This is a genomic window from Salipaludibacillus sp. HK11 (genome assembly GCF_047795645.1).
Lineage (GTDB): Bacteria > Bacillota > Bacilli > Bacillales > Salisediminibacteriaceae > Salipaludibacillus.
Window position 1 is genome coordinate 4639069 of the sequence record NZ_CP181045.1, and the last position, 24504, is coordinate 4663572.

General features: G+C 37.7%; 23 protein-coding genes. 18 read left to right on the top strand and 5 right to left on the bottom strand.

From position 1 onward, the window contains the following. Nucleotides 1–76: 76 nt before the first annotated feature. Together ACM26V_RS21920 and ACM26V_RS21925 are read left to right on the top strand one after the other, a co-directional pair. Complete coding sequence (locus ACM26V_RS21920) at nt 77–832, top strand: lysophospholipid acyltransferase family protein (protein WP_416148895.1); 756 nt, start codon at nt 77–79, stop codon at nt 830–832. A gap of 122 nt (nt 833–954) precedes the next feature. Beyond that, the gene (locus tag ACM26V_RS21925; RefSeq protein WP_416148896.1) at nt 955–1284 is read left to right on the top strand and encodes an SCP2 sterol-binding domain-containing protein; all 330 of its coding nucleotides are present in this window, start codon (nt 955–957) and stop codon (nt 1282–1284) included. A gap of 103 nt (nt 1285–1387) precedes the next feature. On the opposite strand, the gene ACM26V_RS21930 is transcribed toward ACM26V_RS21925, so the two are convergent. After that, on the bottom strand, nt 1388–1528 hold the full coding sequence (locus ACM26V_RS21930) for an FbpB family small basic protein (RefSeq protein WP_416148897.1): 141 nt from the start codon (nt 1526–1528) through the stop codon (nt 1388–1390). A gap of 422 nt (nt 1529–1950) precedes the next feature. On the opposite strand from ACM26V_RS21930, the gene ACM26V_RS21935 reads away from it, so the two are divergent. The 3 genes from ACM26V_RS21935 to ACM26V_RS21945 all read left to right on the top strand — a co-directional run bounded on the left by ACM26V_RS21935 (nt 1951) and on the right by ACM26V_RS21945 (nt 4480). Next, the gene (locus tag ACM26V_RS21935; RefSeq protein ID WP_416148898.1) at nt 1951–2931 is read left to right on the top strand and encodes an MBL fold metallo-hydrolase; all 981 of its coding nucleotides are present in this window, start codon (nt 1951–1953) and stop codon (nt 2929–2931) included. Nucleotides 2932–3095: 164 nt separating this feature from the next. Then, a complete protein-coding gene (locus ACM26V_RS21940; protein WP_416148899.1) occupies nt 3096–3509 on the top strand; it encodes a hypothetical protein in 414 nt (137 codons plus the stop codon). Nucleotides 3510–3685: 176 nt separating this feature from the next. Further along, entirely contained in the window at nt 3686–4480 is a 795-nt protein-coding gene (locus tag ACM26V_RS21945) for a VLRF1 family aeRF1-type release factor (protein WP_416148900.1), read from the top strand. A gap of 85 nt (nt 4481–4565) precedes the next feature. Here the strand turns inward: ACM26V_RS21945 and ACM26V_RS21950 are convergent, their stop codons facing one another. Continuing rightward, nucleotides 4566–5783, bottom strand: a complete 1218-nt coding sequence (locus ACM26V_RS21950; protein WP_416148901.1) for an MFS transporter — start codon at nt 5781–5783, stop codon at nt 4566–4568. Nucleotides 5784–5949: 166 nt separating this feature from the next. On the opposite strand from ACM26V_RS21950, the gene ACM26V_RS21955 reads away from it, so the two are divergent. The 4 genes from ACM26V_RS21955 (at nt 5950) to ACM26V_RS21970 (ending at nt 11580) form a co-directional block, all read left to right on the top strand. Continuing rightward, nucleotides 5950–6330, top strand: a complete 381-nt coding sequence (locus tag ACM26V_RS21955) for an OsmC family protein (protein WP_416148902.1) — start codon at nt 5950–5952, stop codon at nt 6328–6330. A 96-nt stretch (nt 6331–6426) separates the two neighbouring features. Next, entirely contained in the window at nt 6427–7776 is a 1350-nt protein-coding gene (locus tag ACM26V_RS21960; protein WP_416148903.1) for an MATE family efflux transporter, read from the top strand. 216 nt (nt 7777–7992) lie between these two features. Further along, nucleotides 7993–10659, top strand: coding sequence for a tetratricopeptide repeat protein (locus ACM26V_RS21965; protein ID WP_416148904.1), 2667 nt, complete (start codon nt 7993–7995; stop codon nt 10657–10659). A gap of 117 nt (nt 10660–10776) precedes the next feature. Beyond that, on the top strand, nt 10777–11580 hold the full coding sequence (locus ACM26V_RS21970) for a YfkD family protein (protein WP_416148905.1): 804 nt from the start codon (nt 10777–10779) through the stop codon (nt 11578–11580). A 247-nt stretch (nt 11581–11827) separates the two neighbouring features. Here ACM26V_RS21970 and yfkAB read toward each other — a convergent pair whose 3' ends face one another. Beyond that, the gene (gene yfkAB / locus ACM26V_RS21975) at nt 11828–12964 is read right to left on the bottom strand and encodes a radical SAM/CxCxxxxC motif protein YfkAB (RefSeq protein WP_416148906.1); all 1137 of its coding nucleotides are present in this window, start codon (nt 12962–12964) and stop codon (nt 11828–11830) included. A 199-nt stretch (nt 12965–13163) separates the two neighbouring features. Between yfkAB and ACM26V_RS21980 the strand changes: the two genes are divergently transcribed. Beyond that, the gene (locus ACM26V_RS21980; RefSeq protein ID WP_416148907.1) at nt 13164–13340 is read left to right on the top strand and encodes an SE1561 family protein; all 177 of its coding nucleotides are present in this window, start codon (nt 13164–13166) and stop codon (nt 13338–13340) included. Between the two features lie 49 nt (nt 13341–13389). Here the strand turns inward: ACM26V_RS21980 and ACM26V_RS21985 are convergent, their stop codons facing one another. After that, a complete protein-coding gene (locus ACM26V_RS21985) occupies nt 13390–13911 on the bottom strand; it encodes a MepB family protein (protein WP_416148908.1) in 522 nt (173 codons plus the stop codon). 185 nt (nt 13912–14096) lie between these two features. Here ACM26V_RS21985 and ACM26V_RS21990 point away from each other — a divergent pair, with 185 nt between their 5' ends. The 3 genes from ACM26V_RS21990 (at nt 14097) to pdaA (ending at nt 17691) form a co-directional block, all read left to right on the top strand. Beyond that, nucleotides 14097–14738, top strand: a complete 642-nt coding sequence (locus ACM26V_RS21990) for a histidine phosphatase family protein (protein ID WP_416148909.1) — start codon at nt 14097–14099, stop codon at nt 14736–14738. A gap of 56 nt (nt 14739–14794) precedes the next feature. After that, nucleotides 14795–16330, top strand: a complete 1536-nt coding sequence (locus ACM26V_RS21995; protein WP_416148910.1) for a fumarate hydratase — start codon at nt 14795–14797, stop codon at nt 16328–16330. Nucleotides 16331–16899: 569 nt separating this feature from the next. Further along, entirely contained in the window at nt 16900–17691 is a 792-nt protein-coding gene (gene pdaA / locus ACM26V_RS22000) for a delta-lactam-biosynthetic de-N-acetylase (RefSeq protein WP_416148911.1), read from the top strand. Between the two features lie 107 nt (nt 17692–17798). On the opposite strand, the gene ACM26V_RS22005 is transcribed toward pdaA, so the two are convergent. Beyond that, on the bottom strand, nt 17799–18164 hold the full coding sequence (locus ACM26V_RS22005) for a GAF domain-containing protein (protein ID WP_416148912.1): 366 nt from the start codon (nt 18162–18164) through the stop codon (nt 17799–17801). A gap of 129 nt (nt 18165–18293) precedes the next feature. Between ACM26V_RS22005 and ACM26V_RS22010 the strand changes: the two genes are divergently transcribed. The 5 genes from ACM26V_RS22010 to ACM26V_RS22030 all read left to right on the top strand — a co-directional run bounded on the left by ACM26V_RS22010 (nt 18294) and on the right by ACM26V_RS22030 (nt 24502). Next, nucleotides 18294–19169, top strand: coding sequence for a DNA-3-methyladenine glycosylase family protein (locus ACM26V_RS22010; protein ID WP_416148913.1), 876 nt, complete (start codon nt 18294–18296; stop codon nt 19167–19169). A 102-nt stretch (nt 19170–19271) separates the two neighbouring features. Continuing rightward, nucleotides 19272–20597 carry a 23S rRNA (uracil(1939)-C(5))-methyltransferase RlmD gene (gene rlmD, locus ACM26V_RS22015; RefSeq protein WP_416151944.1) on the top strand — a complete coding sequence of 442 codons (1326 nt, stop codon included), beginning with the start codon at nt 19272–19274 and terminating at the stop codon, nt 20595–20597. 511 nt (nt 20598–21108) lie between these two features. After that, nucleotides 21109–21318: a hypothetical protein gene (locus ACM26V_RS22020; RefSeq protein WP_416148914.1), complete on the top strand. Its 210-nt coding sequence runs from the start codon at nt 21109–21111 to the stop codon at nt 21316–21318. A 426-nt stretch (nt 21319–21744) separates the two neighbouring features. Beyond that, nucleotides 21745–23340 (top strand): type I restriction-modification system subunit M, encoded by a 1596-nt coding sequence (locus tag ACM26V_RS22025; protein ID WP_416148915.1) that lies wholly within the window; start codon nt 21745–21747, stop codon nt 23338–23340. Further along, a complete protein-coding gene (locus ACM26V_RS22030; RefSeq protein ID WP_416148916.1) occupies nt 23330–24502 on the top strand; it encodes a restriction endonuclease subunit S in 1173 nt (390 codons plus the stop codon). The genes ACM26V_RS22025 and ACM26V_RS22030 overlap by 11 nt, the downstream gene beginning before the upstream one ends. The last annotated feature ends 2 nt before the right edge of the window (nt 24503–24504 follow it).

The window sequence follows — 24504 nt, forward strand, 5'->3', positions numbered from 1 at the left end:
TGAGGACTGGATAAAACACTTAGTGAACGTTTTTGTTATAATAAAACTAAATGATTATTATGATTGGATGATAAAAATGTTTAAAACAGGAATATGGTTTATTTACTTTTTTCTATATTTAATTGCAATCACACCTGGACTTTTTAAAGCGAAACTATTAAAAAATCAAGGGAAAACGGAAGAATTTAATAAATTTTTAAAAAAGGTTCCACAAAATTGGGGGAGACGACTTGTTAAGTTTGCCGGTGGAAAAGTCCATGTTAAAGGAGAAGAATATATTCCTAAGGATGAACCTGTGCTAATTGTTAGTAATCATCAAGGAAACTTTGATATCCCTATATTACTTGGATTTCTAGATATAAAATTTGGATTTATTTCTAAAATTGAAGTGAAAAAAATTCCTATGATCGGTACTTGGATGGCACATATGGGATGTATATTCATGGATCGTAAAGATCGTAGACAAGCAGTGAAATCGATAATAAACGGAGCGAAATCTTTAGAAGATGGCGCTAATCTTGTGATTTTTCCAGAAGGAACCAGGAGTAAAGGCGGACCGGTTGCAGAATTTAAAAAGGGTAGCTTCAAGCTTGCAACCAAGTCAAATGTGACGATCTTACCGGTAACAATTGAGGGATCTTATAATATGATGGAAGCGAACGATAACAAGATCACTTCAGCGGACGTTTATGTGACGATTTCCGAACCAATTCGCGTACACCAAGAAAACTCAGATATTGATAGTGAACAGCTAGCTGAGATTTCGAGGAAGCAAATTGTTAGTCAAATGAAAGGTAATCAAATTCAACTAGAAAAAGATAATATTAAATAACTCTATGTAAAATCTAAGGCCATGATTATTTAATCAAGGTCTTTTTCATTGTTGTATATCAAATTATATTTATTGTATAATATGAATGAATGTACATTCATTCATTAAAAGGAGTGGTGGATATGTCAGTAAAGGAAACATTTATTGAATTAATAACAAAAATGAACGAAGAACCGAGTCATTTGCAGGGGGTTACTTACGTATATGAATTTAATTTATTTGGTGAAGCTGATGAGACATACCAATTAAAAGTAGATAATAATCAAGCTGAATATAGCGAAGGTACGGAATGGGAGCCGCGTTTAAAATTAGAAATGAGTGACGAAAATTTTATTAAATTGGCTCATGATGATTTGAATGCGACGATGGCATATATGAGTGGGAAATTAAAAGTTCATGGAGAATTGGGTCATGCGTTAAAATTACAGTCATTAATTCAAAAATATCAATAAGTGAATACACACGAAAAAGCTGAACCTTTTATTTTAGAAAGGTTCAGCTTCTAACATCCAAATAATTATTTACAGGTGATTTAATCGATATAACGTTTGCATTTTAAGCTTTTTGAAGTTTTTCCACTTCATATTTTTGATCAATTCTTTTTTCGATTTTTAAAATGGCTTGTTGATCTTGCATGATTTCTTGTTTGTTTTCTTTAACTAATTCCTCAAAACTTTTGTGAAAGCGTTTTCTCATAGGTGATCATCCTTTAATCTAAATTTTCTAATAATTCCATTATATATTAAATTCACTTTAGATAACAATAAAAGTGTTACAATTTAGCGAACTTTGTAAAAACTTAATAATCATAATAGGGTTTTTAACATTATGCACATGTTTACCCACAGATTAAAGTAAGTTTTTTAAAGTTATCAAGTGGTTATGCACAAGTTGTGGATAACTTAAATGTGGATAATTTACAGTGAAATAGGCTGCTGAACAACTTACATTCTTCAACTACATGATCTGGTTTTTACATGAGGATTTTCCCTTGCGAATACAGGGTTTGTTATAATTGGCCCCCACTTAGATTTAGTATATATATGTTGTGAAATTATCTTTCTTAAATAAATTGTCGAAGTGCTTTGTGTTTTATAATTAGTGATTAGGAGGTAAACATGAAATCACCTTTAAAAGTACGTACGAAAGAAATATATCAGATTACAGTACCCACTCCTTTTTTAGTAGGACCTATTCATTCGTATCTTATTTTTGGAGACGCATTAACGATTGTGGATACAGGACCAAACACAGAAGAAGCACTCATTCACATGGAAAGGCAGTTAGCTGAACTAGAATTGACGCCGAAAGATATTGAACTCGTTGTGCTCACACATCACCATCCTGACCATATTGGATTGGTCCAAGAGTTTTCAAACGCAAAGGTAATAGGCCATCCGAAATTAAAGCCTTGGCTTGAGAGGGATGAACAGTTTTTAAAGAAAACGAGAAATTATTTCACTCATTTTTATCAAGAACATGGAGTTCCTAACAAGTGGATAGAAGAAATAAATCGATCGAACAACTATTTTATGAAATATACGAAGAAAGCTTCACTGGACATGGCAGTGGCTGAGGGAGATGTTATTGATGGGTTACCTGATTGGACTGTTATCGAAACTCCAGGTCATGCGCAGAGTCATATCTCGCTTATTGATGAAAAAGATGGCACAATGATTGCAGGGGATCATCTTATTTCGCACATATCCTCGAATGCAATTATCGAAGCACCGTATTGGAATGAAACGGAGCGACCTAAAACACTGATTCAATACAAGCAGGCTCTTAAAAAATGTATTAACGCTGTTTTTATTTACTCTGGTCACGGGGAGGCAATTGAGAATCCGAGAGAGCTTATTGAAAAGAGATTAACTTCTATGGATGAGAAAGCACAAATATTTAAACGGAAAATGGATAACGACCCTATTCAAACGTTCGATTTGAGTAAAAAAATGTATCCGAAGATTTATCAAAAGCAAACGTCTTTGACCTTTTCGGAAACATTAGGACATCTTGATATGCTTGAAGAAAGAGGAGAAGTATACTGTTACAAAGAGAATGGATCAATCTATTATCAAAAAATAGGAAATGAAACGTGAATAAACGCTTCAATTCCGTTATTATTTAATAAAAGATAGAACTATAGAGTCATTTTTTGATGAATTCCACAGTTTTTATGAGAAATATTTGTTTGTATTTTCATTTTATTGGTAAGATGGTATATATAAATGTCGAAATCATCATTCGAATGGAGGAATGACTTATGGAACAACAGACAAAGAAATGGATTATTAGTGGAACGGTCTTAAGTTTTCTGGCGGGTTCTATTTATGTGGCGTCAAATAAAGACCGAAGAAATCAGGTGGTCGGGTTTGTCTCTACGACTTCAAATCAAACGAAGCACTGGATTGAAGTCATCAATGAAAATCGAGATAGTGTGATCGAACAAATTCGTCAATCAAGCGATAAAATATCTTCTATCGTAGAATCAGCCTCGGAAGATATTGAAAAACTAGTGACGACTTCTCAAAATATGAAGTCTCACGTGTATGACTTACTTGGAGCGGTCCAAGATTCTACAGACGAATTAAAAGGTTTAAAAGCCAAGCTCCAGTCAGATGAACTGGTAGAATTGGATACTTCTCTGAATGAGAACGAGCCTGAACGAATCGAATAGAATAGACATGATTGGCATCTACCGATGAGAAGGTTGGTAGGTGCTTTTTTTGTATGCAAAGAAATGAGTGAAATATAGTCTGCATTTTTTTATACAAAAAGAATTGAAATGGACGTTTTAATGATCAAAAATTCGGTTACAGATTTATATACGTTATTTCAAGGAGGAATGACAATATGGCATTAGAAAATGAACTGCAATATTTGAATGACTTTAAAAGTACTGACGGAAATAGTGTATTGACCGTTTATTTGAATACGGACCCAGCTAACCCAGATCAGCAAAAAGGTGAATGGAAAATTCGCTTGAAAAACGGTTTAAATCGGATTCAAGAATATTTGGATGCTTCTAGTGATGAAGCAGAAAAAAAGCAATATAAGAAGTTGAAAAAGAAGATCGATGATGAAATCGAGCGGAATCGCACCGAATTGCAAAAAGGCGTGATTATTTTCGCTTCGGATGAGGAAGATCTATGGTCCGTTCATTATTTACAGATACCTGTGAAGACGAGTTTCCATTGGGAAAGACATCCAGTTCTTGACCAAATATCAGAATTACAGCAACAATATCCTAGGTCAGGAGTAATACTACCGAATCAAGATGAAGTAAAAGTTATAGATACAGAATTAGGCATAATTAATGATGAAAGGACGTATCATTTCGATCCTGGAAGTGAAGATTGGACGTTTAAAGATGGACTTGCTTCTTCTGATAGGACAGCATCAGGTGCAACTCATGTGGACAAAATTCAACAACGATTTGAAGAGAATCGCCACCGATTCTATAAAAAGATGGCAGGAAATGTTGATAAACTAAAAAAAGACCGTGATTGGAAAGAAGTGCACTTAGTCGGCGAAGCAGAAATGATTCGTTCCTTTGAAACCAGCCTACGGACAAAACCAGCGGGTGTCGTTAAGAAAAATTTAAATAAGGCAGAACCAAAGAAGGTACTAGAAGAAGTGTTTAACTGATATGTAAACGCCCCATCTTGGCACTTGCCGTGATGGGGCGTTTTTCGGATTGAATGCAGTAGAGAAGTTTCAAAATTTACAAAGGCTATGCAGCATTTTCCTCTGATTTTGTTTGTTTTTTCAACTGAAGTTGAAAAAGTAAGCCGGCAGCAAGCATGGCGGCGAGCATTGCACTAATCGAGTAATAAATGGCACCTTGACCGACGAGCTCAATTAGAAAGCCACCGACAATCGGACCGGTCATACTCCCGACACCGAACAGCACAGCTGTCATTACGGTACCAGTTGGAAGAAGGTTCGCGGGAACTAAGTCTGCTAAATAGGCAATACCTAACGAAAATAAGGAACCTAACAACATGCCTGCAATGATAAATAAACTAAGCAGGATCGATTGAGAATGTTCGATAAAGCTCATCGTGAAAAAGCAGACAAGACCTAAAGAAATTAGCCCTATCAGCACACGACTTCGCCCAATTTTGTCACTGAGAATTCCTAATGGTAACTGAGTGACCAAGCTTCCGAATACAAAGCTCGGTAGTAGGAACATGGTGACAAATTGTAAATCAATCCCTGTTCGTAAAGCATAAACAGGATAATTCCCGTGTAAAGATGCCTCAATATAGCCGTAACAAAATCCAGGTAGTAAAGCGAACCATGCTAACTTGATCACTTTTTTGTAACGGGCGATTGTATTTAATTGAGAAGCAGTTTCAAAATCATTATCAGGCCATTCATTTTTCAAAAATAACATGAATCCTAAAGCAATCACACTTGCGACTGATGCAACGATAAATGGCAGATATTCATTGATATCTAGTAGACGTGTCATCATTGGACCAACGCCAAATCCCATTCCGAAAGCTAATCCATAAAGAGATAATTGGCGTCCTCGTCTTTCAGGTGTACTCGTTGTACTAATCCATATTTGTGTAGAAAAATGAATCAAGTTATCTGCAATTCCGACAATGAGTCTCAGAGTAAACCAAAACCAAAATGCTTGCCAGATGGGGAAGAGTAGCAAGGAAATGCCAACCATGACGAGTCCCAAGATGATAACAGGTTTATAGCCGTATTTTCTTACCGGTTTTTCGATAAAAGGAGAAATTAAGATAATTCCAATATACAAAGCGGCAGCATTTAAGCCGTTGGCAGCGGAAGAAACACCAGAACTTTCAAGCATAACTGCTAACACGGGTAAAAGCATCCCCTGGGAAAAGCCAGCGATTAGGACCATACCTACTAACACCCAATAGCGGTAAACAGGGTTGTTTTTACTGTGGTGATGAATCGTTTGATTTGTCATATACAACTACGCTCCTCGACTTCGATAAAAAAGTGACTTTCGTGCACCAATATCCATTGTAATGGCTTTTGCTAGGTTTTCAAGCAGAAAAGTCTTATTACGTGACGAATTTAGTGAAGGTGATAAAATGAAAGGACGATAATTGATTAAGAAGGGATGATTTAACATGAAATTTCAATATACGAATGATGCATTTGAATCTGAATTTAATTATGGGAAGTTAGTTGTTTCCGGGGACGAAGAAAAAGGATTTCGTCCATTTCAGCTAATGGTTAGTTCGATCGCGGTTTGTAGCGGTTCGGTGTTGAGGAAGATTATTGATAAGCAGCGAATGACTGTGGAAGATCTTCAAGTCGAAGCCGATGTTACCCGTGATCCTGAACGAGCTAATAGGATAACTAAGATAAAGCTTCATTATGTCATTAAAGGAGAAGGTTTGACTGAGAAAAAAATAGAAAAAGCTGTCGAATTGGCGAGTAAAAATTGCCCGATGGCGCAGACTGTCATCGACTCAGTAGAAATTACGGAGACATTTGAGATCGTGTAACAAATTCACATGAAAGGAAGGGGCTCCCTTCCTTTTTTTAACTCTAAATTGATTAAAAAATAACGATATCGTGTTTTATCGAGAAGGGAAATCACTATGGGCAATAAGCAATATGATTTTACAGAAGGTAGTATCATCAAAAAAATGATTCTATTTTCTTCACCTATTTTTTTGACAAACATTCTACAAACGTCTTACCAAGTCATTGACTCGTTGTGGGTAGGAAATTTACTTGGTGCAAATGCGCTTGGTGCGATCGCAATTTCTAGTACAGTAGTATTCACGATTCTCTCATTTATCATAGGTATAAATACTGCAGCATTAACGCTTCTATCTCAGCATAAAGGCGCGAAGGATGAAGAAGGGTTGAAAAAGTCATTAAATGGATTTGTCGTCATTTTAGGTTCGATGACGTTTGTACTAGGGATTATTGGTTATTTTGTCTCTGGCCATATTTTACAATGGATGGGAACGCCTGATGATATCCTTCCTCTTGCAACCGTTTATTTGCGAATTAATTTTGTTGGAATCTTATTTTTATTTGGCTATAACTTTATTGCAACAGTTTTGAGATCTCTAGGTGATAGTAAAACTCCAATAAAGTTTGTGTTGTTGGCCGTAATTCTTAATGCCATATTGGATCCTATTTTCATTTCTGTACTAGACTTTGGACTCGCTGGTGCTGCATATGCAACGATTTTTGCTCAAGGGACAGCATTTTTGTATGGGTTAATCTATTCTATTTACAAAGCGGGTGTTCCGTTTTCGATTCCTTTTTTACCGACGATGGAGCAAATGAAAAAGATTTTTAAACTCGGTTTGCCGTCGGGGTTATCGATGATGGTTATTTCAGGGGGCGTTTTAGCAATTATGACTGTCGTTACAGGCTTTGGGGAAGATGTTGTTGCTGGATTTGGAGCAGCACAGCGGCTTGATAGTTTAATTATGATCCCGGCACTTACACTTGGTTCGGCGATTAATAGCATGGCTGGGCAAAATATTGGTGCGGGGAAATGGGAACGAGTTGCTGATATATCAAAAAATGGCTTGTTACTGATCGCAATAGTATCTGTAAGCTTAAGCGCCATTGTCTTTTTTAGTGCTGAACATGCGATATCATTGTTTGTTCAAGACCCAAACACCGTCGCTTTTGGAACGATGTACGTTAAAACAGTTGCATTCTTTTATCCATTCTTAGGCATTAATTTTGTTTTAAACGGAGTTGTCCGAGCTGCTGGCGCGATGTTTCAAGTGTTTTTGTTAAATGTCCTATCGTTTTGGGTACTTCGCTTTCCATTAACGTATCTATTTTCATTATGGCTTGGTGAGCGAGGGATAGGAGTTGGGATGGCTGTGAGTCTCCTTTTAAGTAGTGTCTTAGCGATTTGCTATTATCGCTATGGTCGCTGGCGAGATATTAAAATAATTGACGAAAATGATGGATGAATGAAACAGGCTATTTAAAGATTATTTTGTAACTATAAAGGGAATTCATGGTAGAATAGATTGAAATACACCAATTAATTTCTAATATAACAAGATATAAGAAAGCGTGATTAAACGTCGTAAAATCAATTCTTTTAACGAATAGTCTAAAGGATGTAAATTTTGCACCAAGTGCTGCAAAATTTATGATAATTGCTGGATACAGGAGGGATAAACATGGACATAGAAGAACATTTAATTAATAAAACGTATTTTCAAACGACCGTCGATGACACGAGTAAAAAATATCCTGTTAAAGCTCTTGGAACAGCTTTTTTTCACGAACAAATGAGTGAAGGAACGGGTTTATCTTCGATTCGTTTTGCTCAAGGGGAAGTGTATTATCATCATAAAGATATGGAAGCGGCGATTTACAAATGGGATAATGTCAAAGATGATCTTCAACCATGGGCAAGAAAAAATATAGGAGATGCTTATTATCACTTAGGGTGGTTAAATGAAGCGGAAAAAACTTATAAAGCGATTCGAACGGATGATACTACTCTTTCGATGGAAGTTGCTTTACAGCTACTAACTCTCTATTCGGAGAATAATCAACCGGATAAAGCACACCTATACATGGAGAAAGCGTTGACGATTAATCCTGATTATCCAAATGTGACCGAGATTGCGCGAGCATTTTATGAAGACCGACAAGAATGGATGAAAGCAATAGAATTGGCTTCGAGTGAAGCTGTTCGCACGGAATCACTTCACTGGTTTACGACGTTAAATGAGTATGTGCGAAATGGTTACACGGAAGAATTTGAACCTAAGTATTTTGAACAAGTCCTTTTCTCATTGTATAAGTTGGATCAACGAAAGTTTTCTGAACTGATGTCTTCATTCTGGTTTTATTATCATGGGGGGCCTTTTAGCTTAATTTGGTTGAAAACGATGAACAATATTATTAGCCAAATTGATGTCTCTCAAGAAGGACAATGGAAAGAGATATCACAATTATATTATCAGAGCTATTTACAATTGATGAATGGTCAATACTTGATCCATTCATTAAAGGATCTTTTACCCGAGGTTATTGACAACTGGATAAAGGTAACGCAGGAAAAATCGTCATTATTTCCTGCTACAGCTGCGTTCGCTTGGGATGAATTTTTTCCAAATACGCTTCACCCAGATACAGTCAAAGAGGCAGAGAGACTTGTGTTAACTCGTCCAGATTCAGCTGCAAAAGAGAAGGAAATGACTGACTTATTGGAAACGATCCTGATTTGGGCAGAGGAAAATGAAGTGAATATCGGGAACAAATGGAACTGGTTATTATCACAAATCGATAAAGATAATCATAATTATTTACTAGTAACAGGTTCGGATTCGTCAAAGATATTGAATAGTATGCTTAATGAGGAGTTATTTAAAGACGATGGAATAACGGCATTTATTCAAAATGGCGAACAGCCAGCCATGAATGAGATCACAGATATGGGTACGCAATCGGTCAACGATATCGATGAAATTACAGAAGAGGGCTTAGTTGATTTAACTTGGCCGTCGACATTTTTAAAGGAACTTAATGCTTCGATTGTGCATACATCTCTGTCAAATCAGCGATCGACTAAATATTCGAGTATTGCAAGTGGTGTTCTTTATGTGATTGAAAGTAATGAATCATTACAAAATGATAGCTTAAAACAATTAAGTGATTTTCTAGAAAAACAACCTGATATACCGGTTCATTTTGTCATAAATGACATCGGCGGTGGTTTTGGTTCAGAGGAGATAAAGAAGATTATTAGTGAACAATTTCCTTCTTCGCGCCAATTGGACGTAACTTCACGAAATGATACGAGTCAGTTGCATGATTTCATTCGTAATCAATTTCACCTAACATTGAATAAAGGAAGTCAGAATAAGGGTAGTAAATTGCTTTCTTTTATTCGGTCGTTAATCGGGTATTTGTTAGACCAAAGAGTAACAAAAGAGAATCGATATAAAGAGAAGGTTGCTTTCAATGATGAAGTGAGAAACAAGCTAAAGGGGTTAGTAAACCATTTAGAAGACTCGAAATCAGAGAAGAGTGCAAATTTACTTCAATCTTACCGAGTACTAAAAGAAGAGATGAAAAAGAAAGTCGGGCGAGATATTCCACCTTTACTCCGCGAGGTAGCAGATGAAATAGCGGAAGATGGCGATTTTAGACAAGTGCATGAGGAATTGGATAAGATGATGAATCTAAAAATTGATCGATATGTTACCCGAGATCTTATTCCGGCCTTTGAATTGAGTATAAAATCGTGGTTAAAAACGTCAGATGATGAATTGACCGAAACTCAGAATTACTTAAATGAGATGAGCGAATCATTTAATAAAGTGTATGAGGAAGAGCGGATGAATTTGCAATGTGATTTCCAAGTGTTAAAAGATTGGAAACGTGATTTATCAAGAATGATGAACAGAGTCGAAGTGGAACATATAAATATTATGAATCGGCTACTACCTTCACAATTGATTTTGAAAAGTGCTGGGAAGTTGTTGGGAAATATGCAACAAAATAAACAGATGCTTTACAATCAATATCAAAAACACATTAAGAATAATGATTTTGAATATGTATCAACGACTATCATTGCACAATTTTTCATGGAGTTTGATCTTTTTGAGAAAGCGTTGAAATCAGATATTTCTATGTCATTTGAAGAGCCTATCCTACAAGTGAACGAGTGTATAGATGAAGCAGACGCGGAAATTGCTGGTGCAAAAGAGAATCTTGAAACAATGAAAGAACATCCGGACGCTTTCTTTGATCCGTTGAAAATATTTGAAGTGAGAATACTTCAGTATGAGATGATCGATGAGATGAGCGAAGGGAATGTCTTTCATTAAATAAATAGTTTTGGAAACTGTAAATATCCCTGCAAAATGCAGGGATATTTTTTTGTTTTTTAGTAAAACTAATCCTACATGCTAAGAAGTGTCTTGATAAAGGAGGGATGAGTTATTGTGAAAAAATTGGTGTATGCTTTCGTTATTTTATTTATTTGTGCATGCCTTGTGCCGAGTTCCGTGTTGGGAGAAGAGAAGTCTGAATCTGAAAAATTAGATATTCCTGAATCCTCCATGAACATTTCAAAGGAAAATACGTATCCGAATCCAGCGGAGGATTTACCAAGTTTACAGCCAAGCCCTTTAGCAGAAAAGTTAATACAATCTACTGAAGTGACGATCAACAATCATGATTTAGTGAAGGTGTTAAATGAATCGTCGATTAGAGGAACTAAATTGGCTATTGGGATGCGTGCGTCGATTTATCTTGGACATTGGCCTTTATCGTATCAATCGGAAGAAACCGTTATAAACTGGGATTTTGAAAAAGTTAGTACGAACATGATTGATAATCGAAGCGGTCAAGACCAAAAAACGATTCAGTATAATCAACAACAGCAAAAACGTGTGAAAGGTGGTCTATCGGCAGATGTGTCTGATAGAGAAATGGTGGAAGAAATGATGTTAGTTGAAGCGGCAGAAAAAACTAAACTTCCACTAAGTTTTTCAACGATGATTGGTTTTGGTACGCAAGTGGATCGAACCTACTCAGTTAGTCCAAAAAAGATGGGGTACTTGAATACGTTTGTACCTGCAGTGAATGAAAAAGGCAAAGTAACGTATGGGGAAGTTTATTTGGAGATGAAAGGTGATCGTGCTTCGTTAGATGTAAAAAACGTCACGCAACAAGGTATCAGTGCTTGGATTCCCGTTCAGAATTACGTAAATTTCAAGATGGATGAGACAAAGGAACCTAGGTAGGGACAAAGTTTACGAAACAGGTAGGAATTTAGCGAGTTTAAAAGGAATTTTAAAGGATACTGTTGAAGAGGAGACATCTTGTTCATTACGCAAGCAGAAATAGAAAAGAAACTGTTGAAGAAGGCGTAGCTTGTGCATGAAAGAAAAGGAGAAAAGATACCGCCGAAGACGAACAAAAGCAAATCTAAAAAAAGCAAAAAAGGACCTCACCCACTCCGGAGTGGAGGTCCTTCTTTCTTTACGCTTTTCAATAACCCAACTTTGTTGTTTTGCTAATAAGAGCTGTTCGGGTTTTAAAATCTACGTTTTTATAATAAGCATCTTTCACTAATAAATTTGGGCCCAAACATTCTGCTGCTGGACAGTGGCAATCAATTGATTTAGCAAGGTCCGTTTCCTGCCATTTAGCAAAAGCTTCGGGCAATGATAGATCATGAATCGATCCTAATGCACCTTCAGACGTAAAGTCGGTGACATGGATGCCACCGTCAAATATGTTGACGTTTAACCGTGAGCGACCGTCGGGATCGTTACGGACTGTGACATTTTCTGTTTTGAAGAGTCGTACTAATAATTCTTGATCTTCAGGCGTTTCGTTGCATGCGTAAAAAGGAAGAGTACCAAAGAGCATCCACGTATCCGGATCTCGATGATCCAACAACCGATGAATGCCTTCGCGTATCTCTTTAAGGCTCGCGATTGAAAGATCACTCGCAAAATTGCTTGGATACATTGGGTGGACCTCATGTCTTTGGCATCCCATTTGAACGATTTGATCATGAATTTGCTCAAGATGGGGTAACGTTCGTTTATTTAACATCGTTTCTGCAGAAATAATTACTCCTTCTTGAGAAAGGATTTGGCTATTTTCAACCATTCGACTAAAATAAGCTTTTCTTTGGTCGACAGAAGGTTTTTTGTCCATCACGGCAAAGCCGATATCGGTAAAGTCATCGATGCTCCCATAATTATGGGAGATATGTAAAACGTCTAAATAAGGCACAATAAGTTTGTATCGCTCCAAAGGCATTGTCAAATTTGAATTTATTTGTGTGCGTGCTCCACGGTCATGAGCATATTTCAATAAAGGTAAGACATACTCCTTTACCGATCTCATCGACATCATAGGTTCTCCACCAGTAATGCTGAAAGCTCTTAAATTAGGAATTTCATCTAATTTATCAATGAAAAGTTGCAGAGGTAGCGCGTCGGGATCCTTTGTCATTAAAGAATAACCAACAGCACAATGCTCGCAGCGCATATTACATAGATTCGTTGTTGTAAATTCAATATTTGTTAGTTGTGGTTTTCCAAACTCTTTTATATCTAGATATGCTTCCCAAGGATCATAGGATGGGCGAATTTTTTCTTTTTGAATGTGCATTTTGAATCACTCCTTATATCCCTGTCAATACTTAACTGTAGTAAAAAAACCATCTGCCTTCCCTATAATACAGGATTGTCCTTGTATTTGAAATGGATTGTCCCAAAATTAAAGGAGAGAAGTTTTCATCTTTTATTACAATCTGATACAATATGTTTTGGAAATAGGACAGGATTCAACTAGAAAGGAGTATGTCAAAATGGAAAATGGAAAACAAACAAAGTTAGATAGCCTTCATGATAGAATGGAAAACCTCGTGGAACTACTAGACTCGTTAGATCCCGAAAAAACAGGGGTTGAAGATATTGATCGAATCATTGCATTGCTGGATGACTTAGAAGCGCAGTGCATCAAGCACCGCCTTCAAGGTGAATAAGTAACAAAAATAACCTACCTCTTACTCATAAGGGGTAGGTTATTTTTAATTATCTATCTTTCATGCCATAAAGCACATGGGCACGATCAAAGTTGATGGGCGCAATATTTGGAATCTCTAAGAAATATTCTAGCTGCCATTGTTGCGTTTTTTCCGCTTGACGGCTTGTAGGTTTGTCCCAGGGTGGATAAATACGCATTGCCCGTTTACCACCTTTACCGTTGTTTGATATTATATTCTGCTTAGATAAAACCTCTTTTGGAAATATAAACTGACCAAAGTTTTTGTCATCACGAGTGCTGATAACTAACAAATCGGTTGCATCTGTTATGTCATACGGTTGTATCGGTCCATCGCCGATTCTCTCCCACACTGTCACAAATTGACCAACTTTTTTAGGAGTAACTTTAGCAACACGAAATCTAATGGAAATAGAATTCAATTTAAATACCAAGCCACCATATTCAGCGTTTTGTGTTTCCAGTAGTGGTTGAGAACATTCAAATCCACACGCGTTATAAACGAGATCCTTAGTTAATAGAAAATCACGAGGGATGCTTTTCTCATTCATTTGTTTCACACCCAATCTTATGAAAGTATTATTGCAATTTAAAAGGATCCTCTTATATTAACATAAATATCCAATCGTGTTGAATTACTCCATGTTCCTTGAAATCTTTCAGATAAACAAAGATAATGTAGAATACAAGAGATGAATAAGCATTAGGTATTAGGTTAGAGAGGGGAACGTTTATTATGGTAACAATCTACTTTATTCGCCACGGACAATCAGAAGCAAATTCACAAGGAATTATTCAAGGACATGCCGAATTTCCATTATCTAGCTTAGGGGAAAAACAAGCGGCACAGGTAGGTAAATGGATGGCTAACATACATTTAAACGAGATTTTTACAAGTGATTTGCAAAGGGCTCAATTAACTGCTGAAGAAATTGGCAAACACCATTCTTTATCAGTCAAACCTTGGGATATGGTGCGAGAAGTGGGATTAGGGCCTTTGGAAGGGAAAACTCGAAAACAAATGTCGGTTGATTTCCCTGAGTTAAAGCAGGATGCTCTGCTTACGTCGGGGATTGATGGAACGGAAACGGTCGAAGCTGTTACAAAGCGATGTGCTGATTTGGTACAGCAACTAACTTCAGCATATGATGACAAAACGGTTGCAATCATTTCCCACGGTGGGTTCATCAGTATTATGCTCATGTACCTGATTACCGGGGAACAATGGCATTCGTTTAAGAGACCTTTCGTCATTGAAAATACTGGTATTACTAAAGTTGAATTGAGAGAAGATGGAGCAGCTAAATTTTACTATACGAATCGAATGGATCATTTTGCAAATGATGAAAAGTCTCAGAGCTCCGCTGTGCTATATTGATCGACAGATTCGTAGTATAATAGAGTAGACAACAAATTCTAAGGAGTGTTACTTAAATGGAGAAGTTTAGAGAAAGTATGTACAATCTCATTGTTGAAACATCAACGAATTTACCTTATGACGTAAGAGAAGCGGTTCAGAAAGCGAAAGACAAAGAAAATGCAGGAACACGCGCAGCACTTTCCTTAACCACGATTACTGATAATATAGAAATGGCAGATACGAATGTATCGCCTATCTGTCAAGATACTGGGATGCTGACGTTTGAAATCAAAGTTCCAGTGAATATTAACCAAATTACAATGAAAAAAGAGATTCATGAAGCTGTGAAGCAGGCAACCACAGATGGGAAACTTCGACCTAACTCCGTTGATTCTCTTACAGGGGAAAACAGTGGTGATAATATAGGTCCGGGAACACCAATCATTCATTTTGAGCAATGGGAGAATGATTACATAGATGCTCGCCTAATCATGAAAGGTGGCGGGTGTGAAAATAAAAATATTCAATATAGCCTTCCAGCTGAAATTGAAGGACTGGGACGTGCAGGCCGTGATTTAGATGGGATTAGAAAATGTATCCTCCATTCCGTTTATCAAGCGCAAGGTCAAGGCTGTAGTGCAGGATTTTTAGGAGTAGGCATTGGTGGCGATCGAATTTCTAGCTATCAGCTTGCAAAGGAGCAATTGTTTAGAGATGTGAATGACCTAAATGGCAATGAGAAACTAGCAGAATTGGAAGACTATATTGTCGAAAAAGCTAACACACTAGGAATCGGAACGATGGGATTCGGAGGCGAAGCGACATTACTAGGCTGTAAAGTCGGTTCAGCTAACCGACTACCTGCCAGTTTTTTCGTTTCAGTTGCGTATAACTGTTGGGCATTTAGACGTTTAGGAGTTAAGCTTCATACAGAGACGGGTGAAATTCAATCATGGTTTTATAAAGACGGAGAAAAAGTTAGCTTTAAACCAGAACCAAGTGAGATTGCAGCGACTAAAGAAAAGCCTAATGAAGTCGTTCTTGAAGCGCCTGTGACAGAAGAACAAATTCGAGAATTAAAAGTGGGCGACGTGGTCACGATCAATGGGATGATGCACACTGGTAGAGACGCGATCCACCATCATCTTATGGATAACGATGCTCCTATTGATTTAAATGGACAAATTATTTATCATTGTGGTCCGGTTATGTTAAAAGATGAGGCTGGAGAATGGCATGTGAAAGCGGCAGGACCAACGACAAGCATTCGTGAAGAACCATACCAAGGGGATATTATGAAAAAGTTTGGTATTCGCGCAGTCATCGGCAAAGGTGGCATGGGCCCGAAAACGCTGAAAGCACTCGAAGAACATGGCGGAGTCTACTTAAATGCAATTGGCGGAGCTGCTCAATATTACGCTAACTGTATTCAAAAAGTCGAAGGCGTCGACCTTATGGAGTTCGGTATCCCTGAAGCAATGTGGCACTTAAAAGTACAAGGGTTCACAGCGATTGTTACGATGGATGCCCACGGAAATAGTCTTCATAAAGATGTAGAAAAATCTTCATTAGAGCGTTTATCTCAATACAAAGATAAAGTATTTGCTTAAAACACTTACATTTAAACAAGGAAGGGTTTCGCATGCATACCAGGTGCGGAGCCTTTTTTGTGTTTTCGTCGTTGTGAGTGACGAGTGACGTACACGAGAGAAGAGTAATTTGAAGGGAGGCAAACTAGGCATTTAGTGACGTACAGGAGGGAAAAGTGAATTGAAGGGAAGAAAGCGGGGAGATTAACGACGTACAGAACAAAAAAGTAAGCCGAAGGGAAGGAAGCGAGGAGATTAGCGACGTACACGAGAGAAGAGTAATTTGAAGGGAGGCAAACTAGGCATTTAGTGACGTACAGGAGGGAAAAGTGAATTGAAGGGAAGGAAGCGAGGAGATTAGTGACGTACACGAGAGAAGAGTGAGTTGAAGGGAGCCAAACTAGGCATTTAGTGACGTACAGGAGGGAAAAGTGAATTGAAGGGAAGAAGGCGGGGAGATTAGCGACGTACAGAACAGAAAAGTAAGTTAAAGGGAAGCAAACGTGACAGTTAATATATATTTTCATGTATGAAAACGACCAATTGAAGGAAAATAACTGAAGCAGATATAAAAGAGAGGGGTTCAGTTTATGAAACGACTGACAATTATCATCATGCTTTTCCTTTCAATCGGTTTGTTTTCTTCTCACTCAGTTTTTGCTGAGGAGCTTAGCAACAAAGAATATCAATGGAGTTTCAAAAATCCAAGGAATGGGGAACCTTCCACAACAGAACCTCATTTCGAAGAGCTAATCGAAAAATACGGGGGAATGTATATCGGCGATACGTCTGAAAAAAATCTCTATTTAACGTTTGATAATGGCTACGAAAATGGTTATACAGAAATCATTTTGGACCTCTTAAAAGAAAAGAATGTACCAGCAACATTTTTTGTGACGGGGCATTTTTTAAACGAGGAAAATGATTTGATTAAACGCATGGTTTCGGAAGGACATATTGTTGGCAATCACTCTTTCCACCACCCAAGTTTGCCAGAAGTTTCCGATGATCGTTTAGAGAGAGAGATTCATTCACTTGAACAAGCATATGAAGAAGTTACCGGACGAACAGATATGATGTATTTACGGCCTCCACAGGGAACGTTTAGCGAAAGGTCTCTCTCAAAAACAGCGGAAATGGGCTATACGAATGTGTTCTGGTCGCTCGCTTATAAGGACTGGGAAATCGATCGCCAAAAAGGAGCGGATTATGCCTATGATAATATCATGGAGCGAATTCATCCTGGCGCTGTTCTGCTACTCCATTCTGTTTCAAGTGACAATGCAGAGGCACTTCCAAGAGTGATTGATGATTTACAATCAGAAGGATATACGTTTAAAAGTCTTGATGAATGGCGATTGAAACAGGAGATATCATTTTAAAATACACTAAAAAGGGAGTCAAAGCCTTCAGAAAGGCTGACTCCCTTTTTATAGGTTGATCCGGATTAAGAACGCCGAACCAAGACATCGAACTAACCAATCAATAGTTAGTTTGCTAAACTCATTTCACCTAATGATTGCGCAATGGTTTCCAATGTTGCTACATCTGTGACATCGAAGGCAATCGCTTCACGACTGCGTACAACTAAGATACCCACCGCTTCGTTAGACGAATTTTTCAAAGGAAACTTCAATTCTCCGTTCGCTTCCCACGTTAAATCCTCTTCCAAATCTGAAGCGGCTACGAGGCTCATTTTTTCTGGATTCTCAAAGTAATAGATTCCAACCCAATCGATATAGGAAACTTCTTTTTGTAGTGATTCCGCCGTTGTTTGTAAAAGCTCAGGTAATTCCTTTCTCTTATAAACATCAGACATAATTTTTAGTGAAGCAATATCTGTTGCAATGGACAATTTCATCTCTCCTATCTAAATAGCTTGTTTCAGTGATTATTTTAACAGAGACTAGTAACGATTGGTTGTGGCAAGTTAAGGAAATCATAAAATTATGGTATGATTTAAAGGAAGAAAGGCGGTGTTGCAATGGATAAGATCCTAGACGTCGTAGGTCCTTACAATTTCCACCAAGCATTGAAACGACTAAAAATCGATCCGTTATCAGCAATTGACTTGGAGAAAGAAACAATCCTTATCCCGATATGGGTGAAAGGTTATCCGATTGTCGTAGATTTACAGCAAATTGGAACATTAGAAAAACCCCGTTTTCATGTTAAAACGAAGAATGAAATTCCTGTCGCTCATGACGATGTGATTCAACAATTATCCCACTTGTTTCATTGGAATATTCCATTAAAAGAAGTGGCTGACTTTTTTCAAAACAATGAATTGGGTCCACTATTCCAGCGTTTTCGTGGAACACCGTTTGTGTGTGATTTTCAAATGTACGGATGCTTAATGAAAGTGATTATTCATCAGCAACTGAATATGACGTTTGCTTATACTTTGTCAGAGCGGTTTGTGAAAACATTCGGCTTCGAGCAAGATGGAGCATGGTTTTACCCAACGCCTGAGACAGTTAGTAAATTAGAAGTATCCCAACTTCGTGATTTGCAGTTTAGTCAGCGTAAAGCTGAGTATGTTATTGATACGTCAAAACTTCTTGTTGAAGGTGATTTAAATTTAGATGATGTCGTTCAAATGTCAGATGAGGAAGTCATTAAAACACTTGTTAAAATTCGCGGAATAGGGCCATGGACTGCCGAATGTTTTCTGATGTTTGGATTAGGCAGAATGGATCTGTTTCCGATTCAAGATATTGGGATTCAAAATGGAATGAAAAAGTATTACAATTGGGAAACGAAACCGACACATGAGACAATGCTAGAGAAGTCTGCGAAATGGGAGCCGTATCGAACGTATGCGTCTTTGTATTTGTGGGAAAGCATTGAAGTGAATTGATAATTTGAGGTGTAAATTGTGAAAGAACGAAATAGTGGTAAGGCACAAAAAACAGAATTGAAAATAGCAGAAGGACAGCAATTTCCGTTAACGATTAAACGAATGGGAATTGATGGAGAAGGCGTAGGTTTCTTTAAACGGCAAGTAGTCTTTGTACCAGGAGCATTGCCAGGTGAAGAAGTTGTTTGTGAAGCGACACAAGTATCTAATAAATTTGCAGTGGCGAAGATCTTGAAGCAACGCCGAAACTCAAAAGATCGAATGACCCCGCCTTGTCCGGTATACAACGAATGTGGCGGATGTCAGATTCAACATATGACATATGAAGGGCAACTACGTGAGAAAAAAGATGTCGTGCGCCAAGCTTTTGAACGGTATACAAAGATAGATTTAAATAAAGTTGATTTTCCTGATACGATTGGCATGGATGACCCTTGGCATTATCGAAATAAAAGCCAAATGCAAGTCGGTAAACGTGATGGAAAGGTGATCGCTGGTCTTTATAGCTCAAATAGTCATCAATTGATTGATATTTCCGACTGTATCGTTCAACACCCACAGACGAATAAAGTCACACAAATCGTCAAAAAAATTGCCGAGGATTTGAAAACTCCGTTGTATAACGAGAAAAAACGTAAAGGATTTCTGCGAACAATTGTGACAAGAGTTGGATTTAATACAGATAAGTGGCAAGTTGCGCTTGTAACTGCTGAAAAGGAATTCCCGCGACAAGAAGAGTTTGTTGCAGAAATAAAACATAGATTGCCAGACGTTACGTCTGTGGTACAAAATATTAACCCTGGAAAGACATCCCTCGTCTTTGGCGATGAATCGATCGTGTTATACGGAAAAGAAAAGATGGAAGAAAAATTAGGTGAGTTCACGTTCCATTTGTCAGCACGAGCTTTTTTTCAATTGAATCCAATTCAAACGGAAAAGCTTTATGATGTAGCGAAGGAAGCGGCAGGATTGACAGGCGAAGAAAATGTCGTCGACGCTTATTGCGGTGTCGGTTCGATTGGTCTTTGGGTTGCCGATAAAGCGAAAGAACTTCGCGGCATGGACGTTGTTCCCGAATCGATTGCTGACGCCAATAAAAACGCAACAAATCATGGTATCGATCACGCAACATATGAAGTAGGTAAAGCGGAAGACTGGTTACCAACATGGGAAAAACAAGGTTGGAAAGCAGATGTCGTCATGGTTGACCCACCAAGGTCAGGCTTGAATCCGTCATTGATTGAAACGCTGATTCGTACGAAACCAAAACGGATTGTCTACGTATCCTGTAATCCATCTACATTAGCAAAAAATATAGCGGAACTAGCTATAGGTGGGTATGAACTCAAAAGCCTTCAGCCTGTTGATATGTTTCCTCAGACGAGCCATGTGGAGTGTGTAGTATTGATGTCAAGAGTGGGTGAATAGTAGGGCTAAAAAAGCTTATAAACAAAGGGTTTCCAGACAAAAGGTTTTTCTCTTGGCTATATTGCCAGGCGTGCTCATGTCAGGGAACCCTATTTTTATTGTTTGAGGTAACATATCAACTGCCCTGAAATTAGTGGGGTTGTGTTGACGGATTAGATAACGTCTACTTTTATAGGGGTTGATGAGACAGGATAGATATCAATCACAGTCGATTACTGTTGCAGTATCTAATGAAAAATGTAAGCCGTTAGCTAATAGCTGAAGCACATAGCGTAGTGCTTATAGATTGGAGGTTTACCTGTGAATCATAAATAATTTAGTTCTTTTTTAGTGAGTAAAAAAGATGGAATAAACCTTACTAACAGTAAACTTGGTTCCTTAGCTAATAATTCTGCTGTTTATCTAGGTGAAATTATAAAAGAAAAGAAAAAATCCACTAGATTAAAAAAATACAATATGCTATAGCCGAGGCATTGCAATTAAAGGAAGATGAAAAATTGAGTTTTTCAATTTGGCTGCTATCGAGCGAGGAGAGATTCCTGTCGATGTATATGATTATTTACTTGAGAAAGAAGATTTGTTAGAAGCGATTAGGGTGAACAAAAGGAAGAGGAATGACATCATGAAGAAAGTGAAGCCGATAAAGAAGTCAATTAAAGCTAAAGGACATACTCCACTATCGCAAGTGGAAGGTGTCACCGTGATGTACAGAGAAGGCTGAAAGCTCTTGATATGGAGGGATTGAGAGAATACGTATCAACTTGAACGTCTTTCGGGAGAGATCCTGGAGGGCGTTTTTGTCGTTCGGGGGTAAGGGGGAGACACTTTCCGCAAAAGAAAGCCTGTCATTCAAGAGTATTATTTTAATAAAATGAAACTTGGAATCTTTAAATCGGCTATCTATTCATGTCCCGAAAATGGACAACGCTGAAACTTTATCAGGTTCGTGGACAGCCAGATATATGATTGTATTTGGAAATGGTAAGGAAATACCGATTTGAATCTGTTAAGATTATACTATATGGAAAGAGGGAGAGGTAAAGTTCACGAGCGAAAAATAATCACGCCGGACATACGAACCCTGACAGTTGCTGTCACTTTTCGTGTTAAACTAGAATGATGAAACAATCAGAGGAGTGTTAGTGAAATGGGAGCAGAATTGAATCAAAAACTATTCAGCGCGGCGGATAACCTTCGCAGTAAAATGGATGCTTCAGAGTATAAGAACTATCTACTGGGCTTGATATTCTATAAATACCTTTCAGATAAGTTGTTACATAAAGTAGTTGAATTAGCTGATGAATCACTCGAAACGTATGCAAGACCTGAGCAAAAAACAGAACTTTACAAAGAGTTACTGGCTGACGAAGATACGAAAGAAGATTTAATTGCGACTGTAATTGATACGTTAGGTTATGACATTGAACCAGCATATTTATTTAATATTCTTGCAGATCAGGCAAAGCAGAATATATTTCAATTAAACCAATTGAATAAAGCATTTATCCAGCTTTCGACAAAGTATGATGCCTTTAATGGTTTATTTGAGGATGTGGATTTGCAATCGAAGAAATTAGGGTCAGATGATCAACAGCGAAACGTGACGATTACTGATGTGCTGAAGAAATTAAATGATGTTGATCTGATTGGCTACGAAGGCGATGTCATTGGGGATGCGTATGAATATCTAATTGGTCAATTTGCATCTGAAGCTGGAAAGAAAGCAGGCGAATTCTATACACCGCATATGGTATCGGATATGATGGCGCAAATCGTTGCCATAGGGCAGGAAGATAAAAAGTGGTTTGGTGTCTTTGACCCAACAATGGGTTCGGGGTCCTTGATGCTTAATGTCCGGAACTATTTAAACCATCCGGATAAAGTGAAGTATCACGGACAAGAACTGAATACTTCAACGTTCAACCTGGCGAAGATGAACCTAATTCTACACGGTGTTGATACGGAAGAGATGCGGGTTCGGAATGGTGATACCTTAAATAAGGACTGGCCAACAGATGAGCCTTATACATTTGATTCAGTCGTCATGAATCCACCGTATTCAGCGAAATGGTCGGCAGATGATACATTCTTGGATGATTCCCGATTTAATCGCTACGGGAAACTCGCACCGAAATCCAAAGCTGATTTCGCCTTTGTCCTGCATGGCTATTATCACTTAAAAGAAACAGGTACGATGGCGATTGTTCTGCCACACGGTATTTTGTTCCGGGGGGCGGCAGAAGGGGTAATCCGTCAAAAGCTGTTGGAAGATGGCAGTATCTATGCGGTCATTGGTATGCCAGCCAACCTGTTCTTTGGCACATCCATTCCAACGACAGTTCTGATTCTGAAGAAAAACCGAAGCACACGGGATGTCCTGTTTATTGATGCCAGCCATGAGTTTGTAAAAGGGAAAAACCAGAATAAACTCTCGAAAGAGAACATTGATCGAGTTGTTGAAACGTATAACAAGCGTGAGAGCGTGGAGAAATACGCACATCTCGCAACTTTTGAAGAAATCAAAGAGAATGATTACAACTTAAATATCCCTCGCTACGTAGATACCTTTGAAGAAGAAGATCCGGTTGATATGAAAGCCGTTGGAGACGAAATGAAAGAGATTCAACAAAACAAAAAAGAACTTCAAAAGAGTTTGTTAGAGGATATTTCTTCCCTTCAATATAATGAGGAAGATGAAGAATGGATTCAAGGTGCGTTAGAGGTGTTTGAAGATGGAAAATAAAACGATACCAAAGCTTCGGTTTAATGGGTTTAGTGGGGAGTGGATTAATAAAAAACTAAATGATATTGCAGATATAACACTGGGACATTCTCCTAAAGGTGAAAATTATACGGATGATCCAAATGATTATATTCTTGTTCAAGGAAATGCAGATATGAAAAATGGTTGGGTAAAACCAAGAGTCTGGACAAAACAAATCACAAAACTTGCATCTCCAGGCGATATAATACTAAGCGTCAGAGCCCCAGTTGGTGAAGTAGGAAAGACAGGTTTTGAAGTAGTAATAGGGCGTGGTGTAGCTAGTATAAAAGGTAATGAATTCGTTTATCAAAACTTGAAAAAAATGAAGGTAGATGATTATTGGAGATTATATAGCAGTGGTTCGACATTTGAATCAATTAATTCTAGTGATTTGAAAAATGCATTTATTTCTATACCAAATAAAGATGAACAACAAAAAATCGGTGAATTTTTCAAACAATTCGATGACCGCATCGCTCTTCAGCAACGCCAAATCGAATTATTAAAAGAGAGCAAACAAGGATTCTTGCAGAAGATGTTTCCGAAAGATGGAGAGCGTGTGCCGGAGGTTCGATTTGATGGGTTTAGTGGGACGTGGGAAGAATCGAAGGCAGAATCAATATTTACAAGTGTATCTGATAAAAATCACACTGATTTACCGATTCTTTCTGCATCTCAAAAAAAAGGAATGGTTTATCGCGATGATAATGGTATTGATATCAAATATGATGTAAAGTCTACTAATAATTATAAACGTGTTGTTCCTGGTCAATTTGTAATACACTTACGATCATTTCAAGGAGGATTTGCATACTCGAATATTGAGGGGATTACTTCCCCTGCGTATACTATAATAGATTTTCGGAATAAACAAACACAGTCATATTATTTTTGGAAAAATGTTTTAACAAGTAATAATTTTATAAAAAGACTGGAAACAGTTACTTATGGTATACGTGATGGAAAAAGTATAAGTTTTAGCGATTTCTCTACTTTGAAATTTAAATTTCCATCGATTGAAGAACAACAAAAAATCGGTGAATTCTTTAAACAACTCGATGACAACATCGCTTTACATGAAAAAGAACTTGAACTGCTAAAAGAAACGAAAAAAGGGTTCTTACAAAAAATGTTCGTCTAGGA

Bases quoted from the DNA above. Each gene is read 5' to 3' on its own strand.
- ACM26V_RS21920 (WP_416148895.1), top strand. From the start codon at position 77: ATGTTTAAAACAGGAATATGGTTTATTTACTTTTTTCTATATTTAATT.
- ACM26V_RS21925 (WP_416148896.1), top strand. From the start codon at position 955: ATGTCAGTAAAGGAAACATTTATTGAATTAATAACAAAAATGAACGAA.
- ACM26V_RS21930 (WP_416148897.1), bottom strand. From the start codon at position 1,528: ATGAGAAAACGCTTTCACAAAAGTTTTGAGGAATTAGTTAAAGAAAAC.
- ACM26V_RS21935 (WP_416148898.1), top strand. From the start codon at position 1,951: ATGAAATCACCTTTAAAAGTACGTACGAAAGAAATATATCAGATTACA.
- ACM26V_RS21940 (WP_416148899.1), top strand. From the start codon at position 3,096: ATGGAACAACAGACAAAGAAATGGATTATTAGTGGAACGGTCTTAAGT.
- ACM26V_RS21945 (WP_416148900.1), top strand. From the start codon at position 3,686: ATGGCATTAGAAAATGAACTGCAATATTTGAATGACTTTAAAAGTACT.
- ACM26V_RS21950 (WP_416148901.1), bottom strand. From the start codon at position 5,783: ATGACAAATCAAACGATTCATCACCACAGTAAAAACAACCCTGTTTAC.
- ACM26V_RS21955 (WP_416148902.1), top strand. From the start codon at position 5,950: ATGAAATTTCAATATACGAATGATGCATTTGAATCTGAATTTAATTAT.
- ACM26V_RS21960 (WP_416148903.1), top strand. From the start codon at position 6,427: ATGGGCAATAAGCAATATGATTTTACAGAAGGTAGTATCATCAAAAAA.
- ACM26V_RS21965 (WP_416148904.1), top strand. From the start codon at position 7,993: ATGGACATAGAAGAACATTTAATTAATAAAACGTATTTTCAAACGACC.
- yfkAB (WP_416148906.1), bottom strand. From the start codon at position 12,964: ATGCACATTCAAAAAGAAAAAATTCGCCCATCCTATGATCCTTGGGAA.
- ACM26V_RS21980 (WP_416148907.1), top strand. From the start codon at position 13,164: ATGGAAAATGGAAAACAAACAAAGTTAGATAGCCTTCATGATAGAATG.
- ACM26V_RS21985 (WP_416148908.1), bottom strand. From the start codon at position 13,911: ATGAATGAGAAAAGCATCCCTCGTGATTTTCTATTAACTAAGGATCTC.
- ACM26V_RS21990 (WP_416148909.1), top strand. From the start codon at position 14,097: ATGGTAACAATCTACTTTATTCGCCACGGACAATCAGAAGCAAATTCA.
- ACM26V_RS21995 (WP_416148910.1), top strand. From the start codon at position 14,795: ATGGAGAAGTTTAGAGAAAGTATGTACAATCTCATTGTTGAAACATCA.
- pdaA (WP_416148911.1), top strand. From the start codon at position 16,900: ATGAAACGACTGACAATTATCATCATGCTTTTCCTTTCAATCGGTTTG.
- ACM26V_RS22010 (WP_416148913.1), top strand. From the start codon at position 18,294: ATGGATAAGATCCTAGACGTCGTAGGTCCTTACAATTTCCACCAAGCA.
- rlmD (WP_416151944.1), top strand. From the start codon at position 19,272: ATGGGAATTGATGGAGAAGGCGTAGGTTTCTTTAAACGGCAAGTAGTC.
- ACM26V_RS22025 (WP_416148915.1), top strand. From the start codon at position 21,745: ATGGGAGCAGAATTGAATCAAAAACTATTCAGCGCGGCGGATAACCTT.
- ACM26V_RS22030 (WP_416148916.1), top strand. From the start codon at position 23,330: ATGGAAAATAAAACGATACCAAAGCTTCGGTTTAATGGGTTTAGTGGG.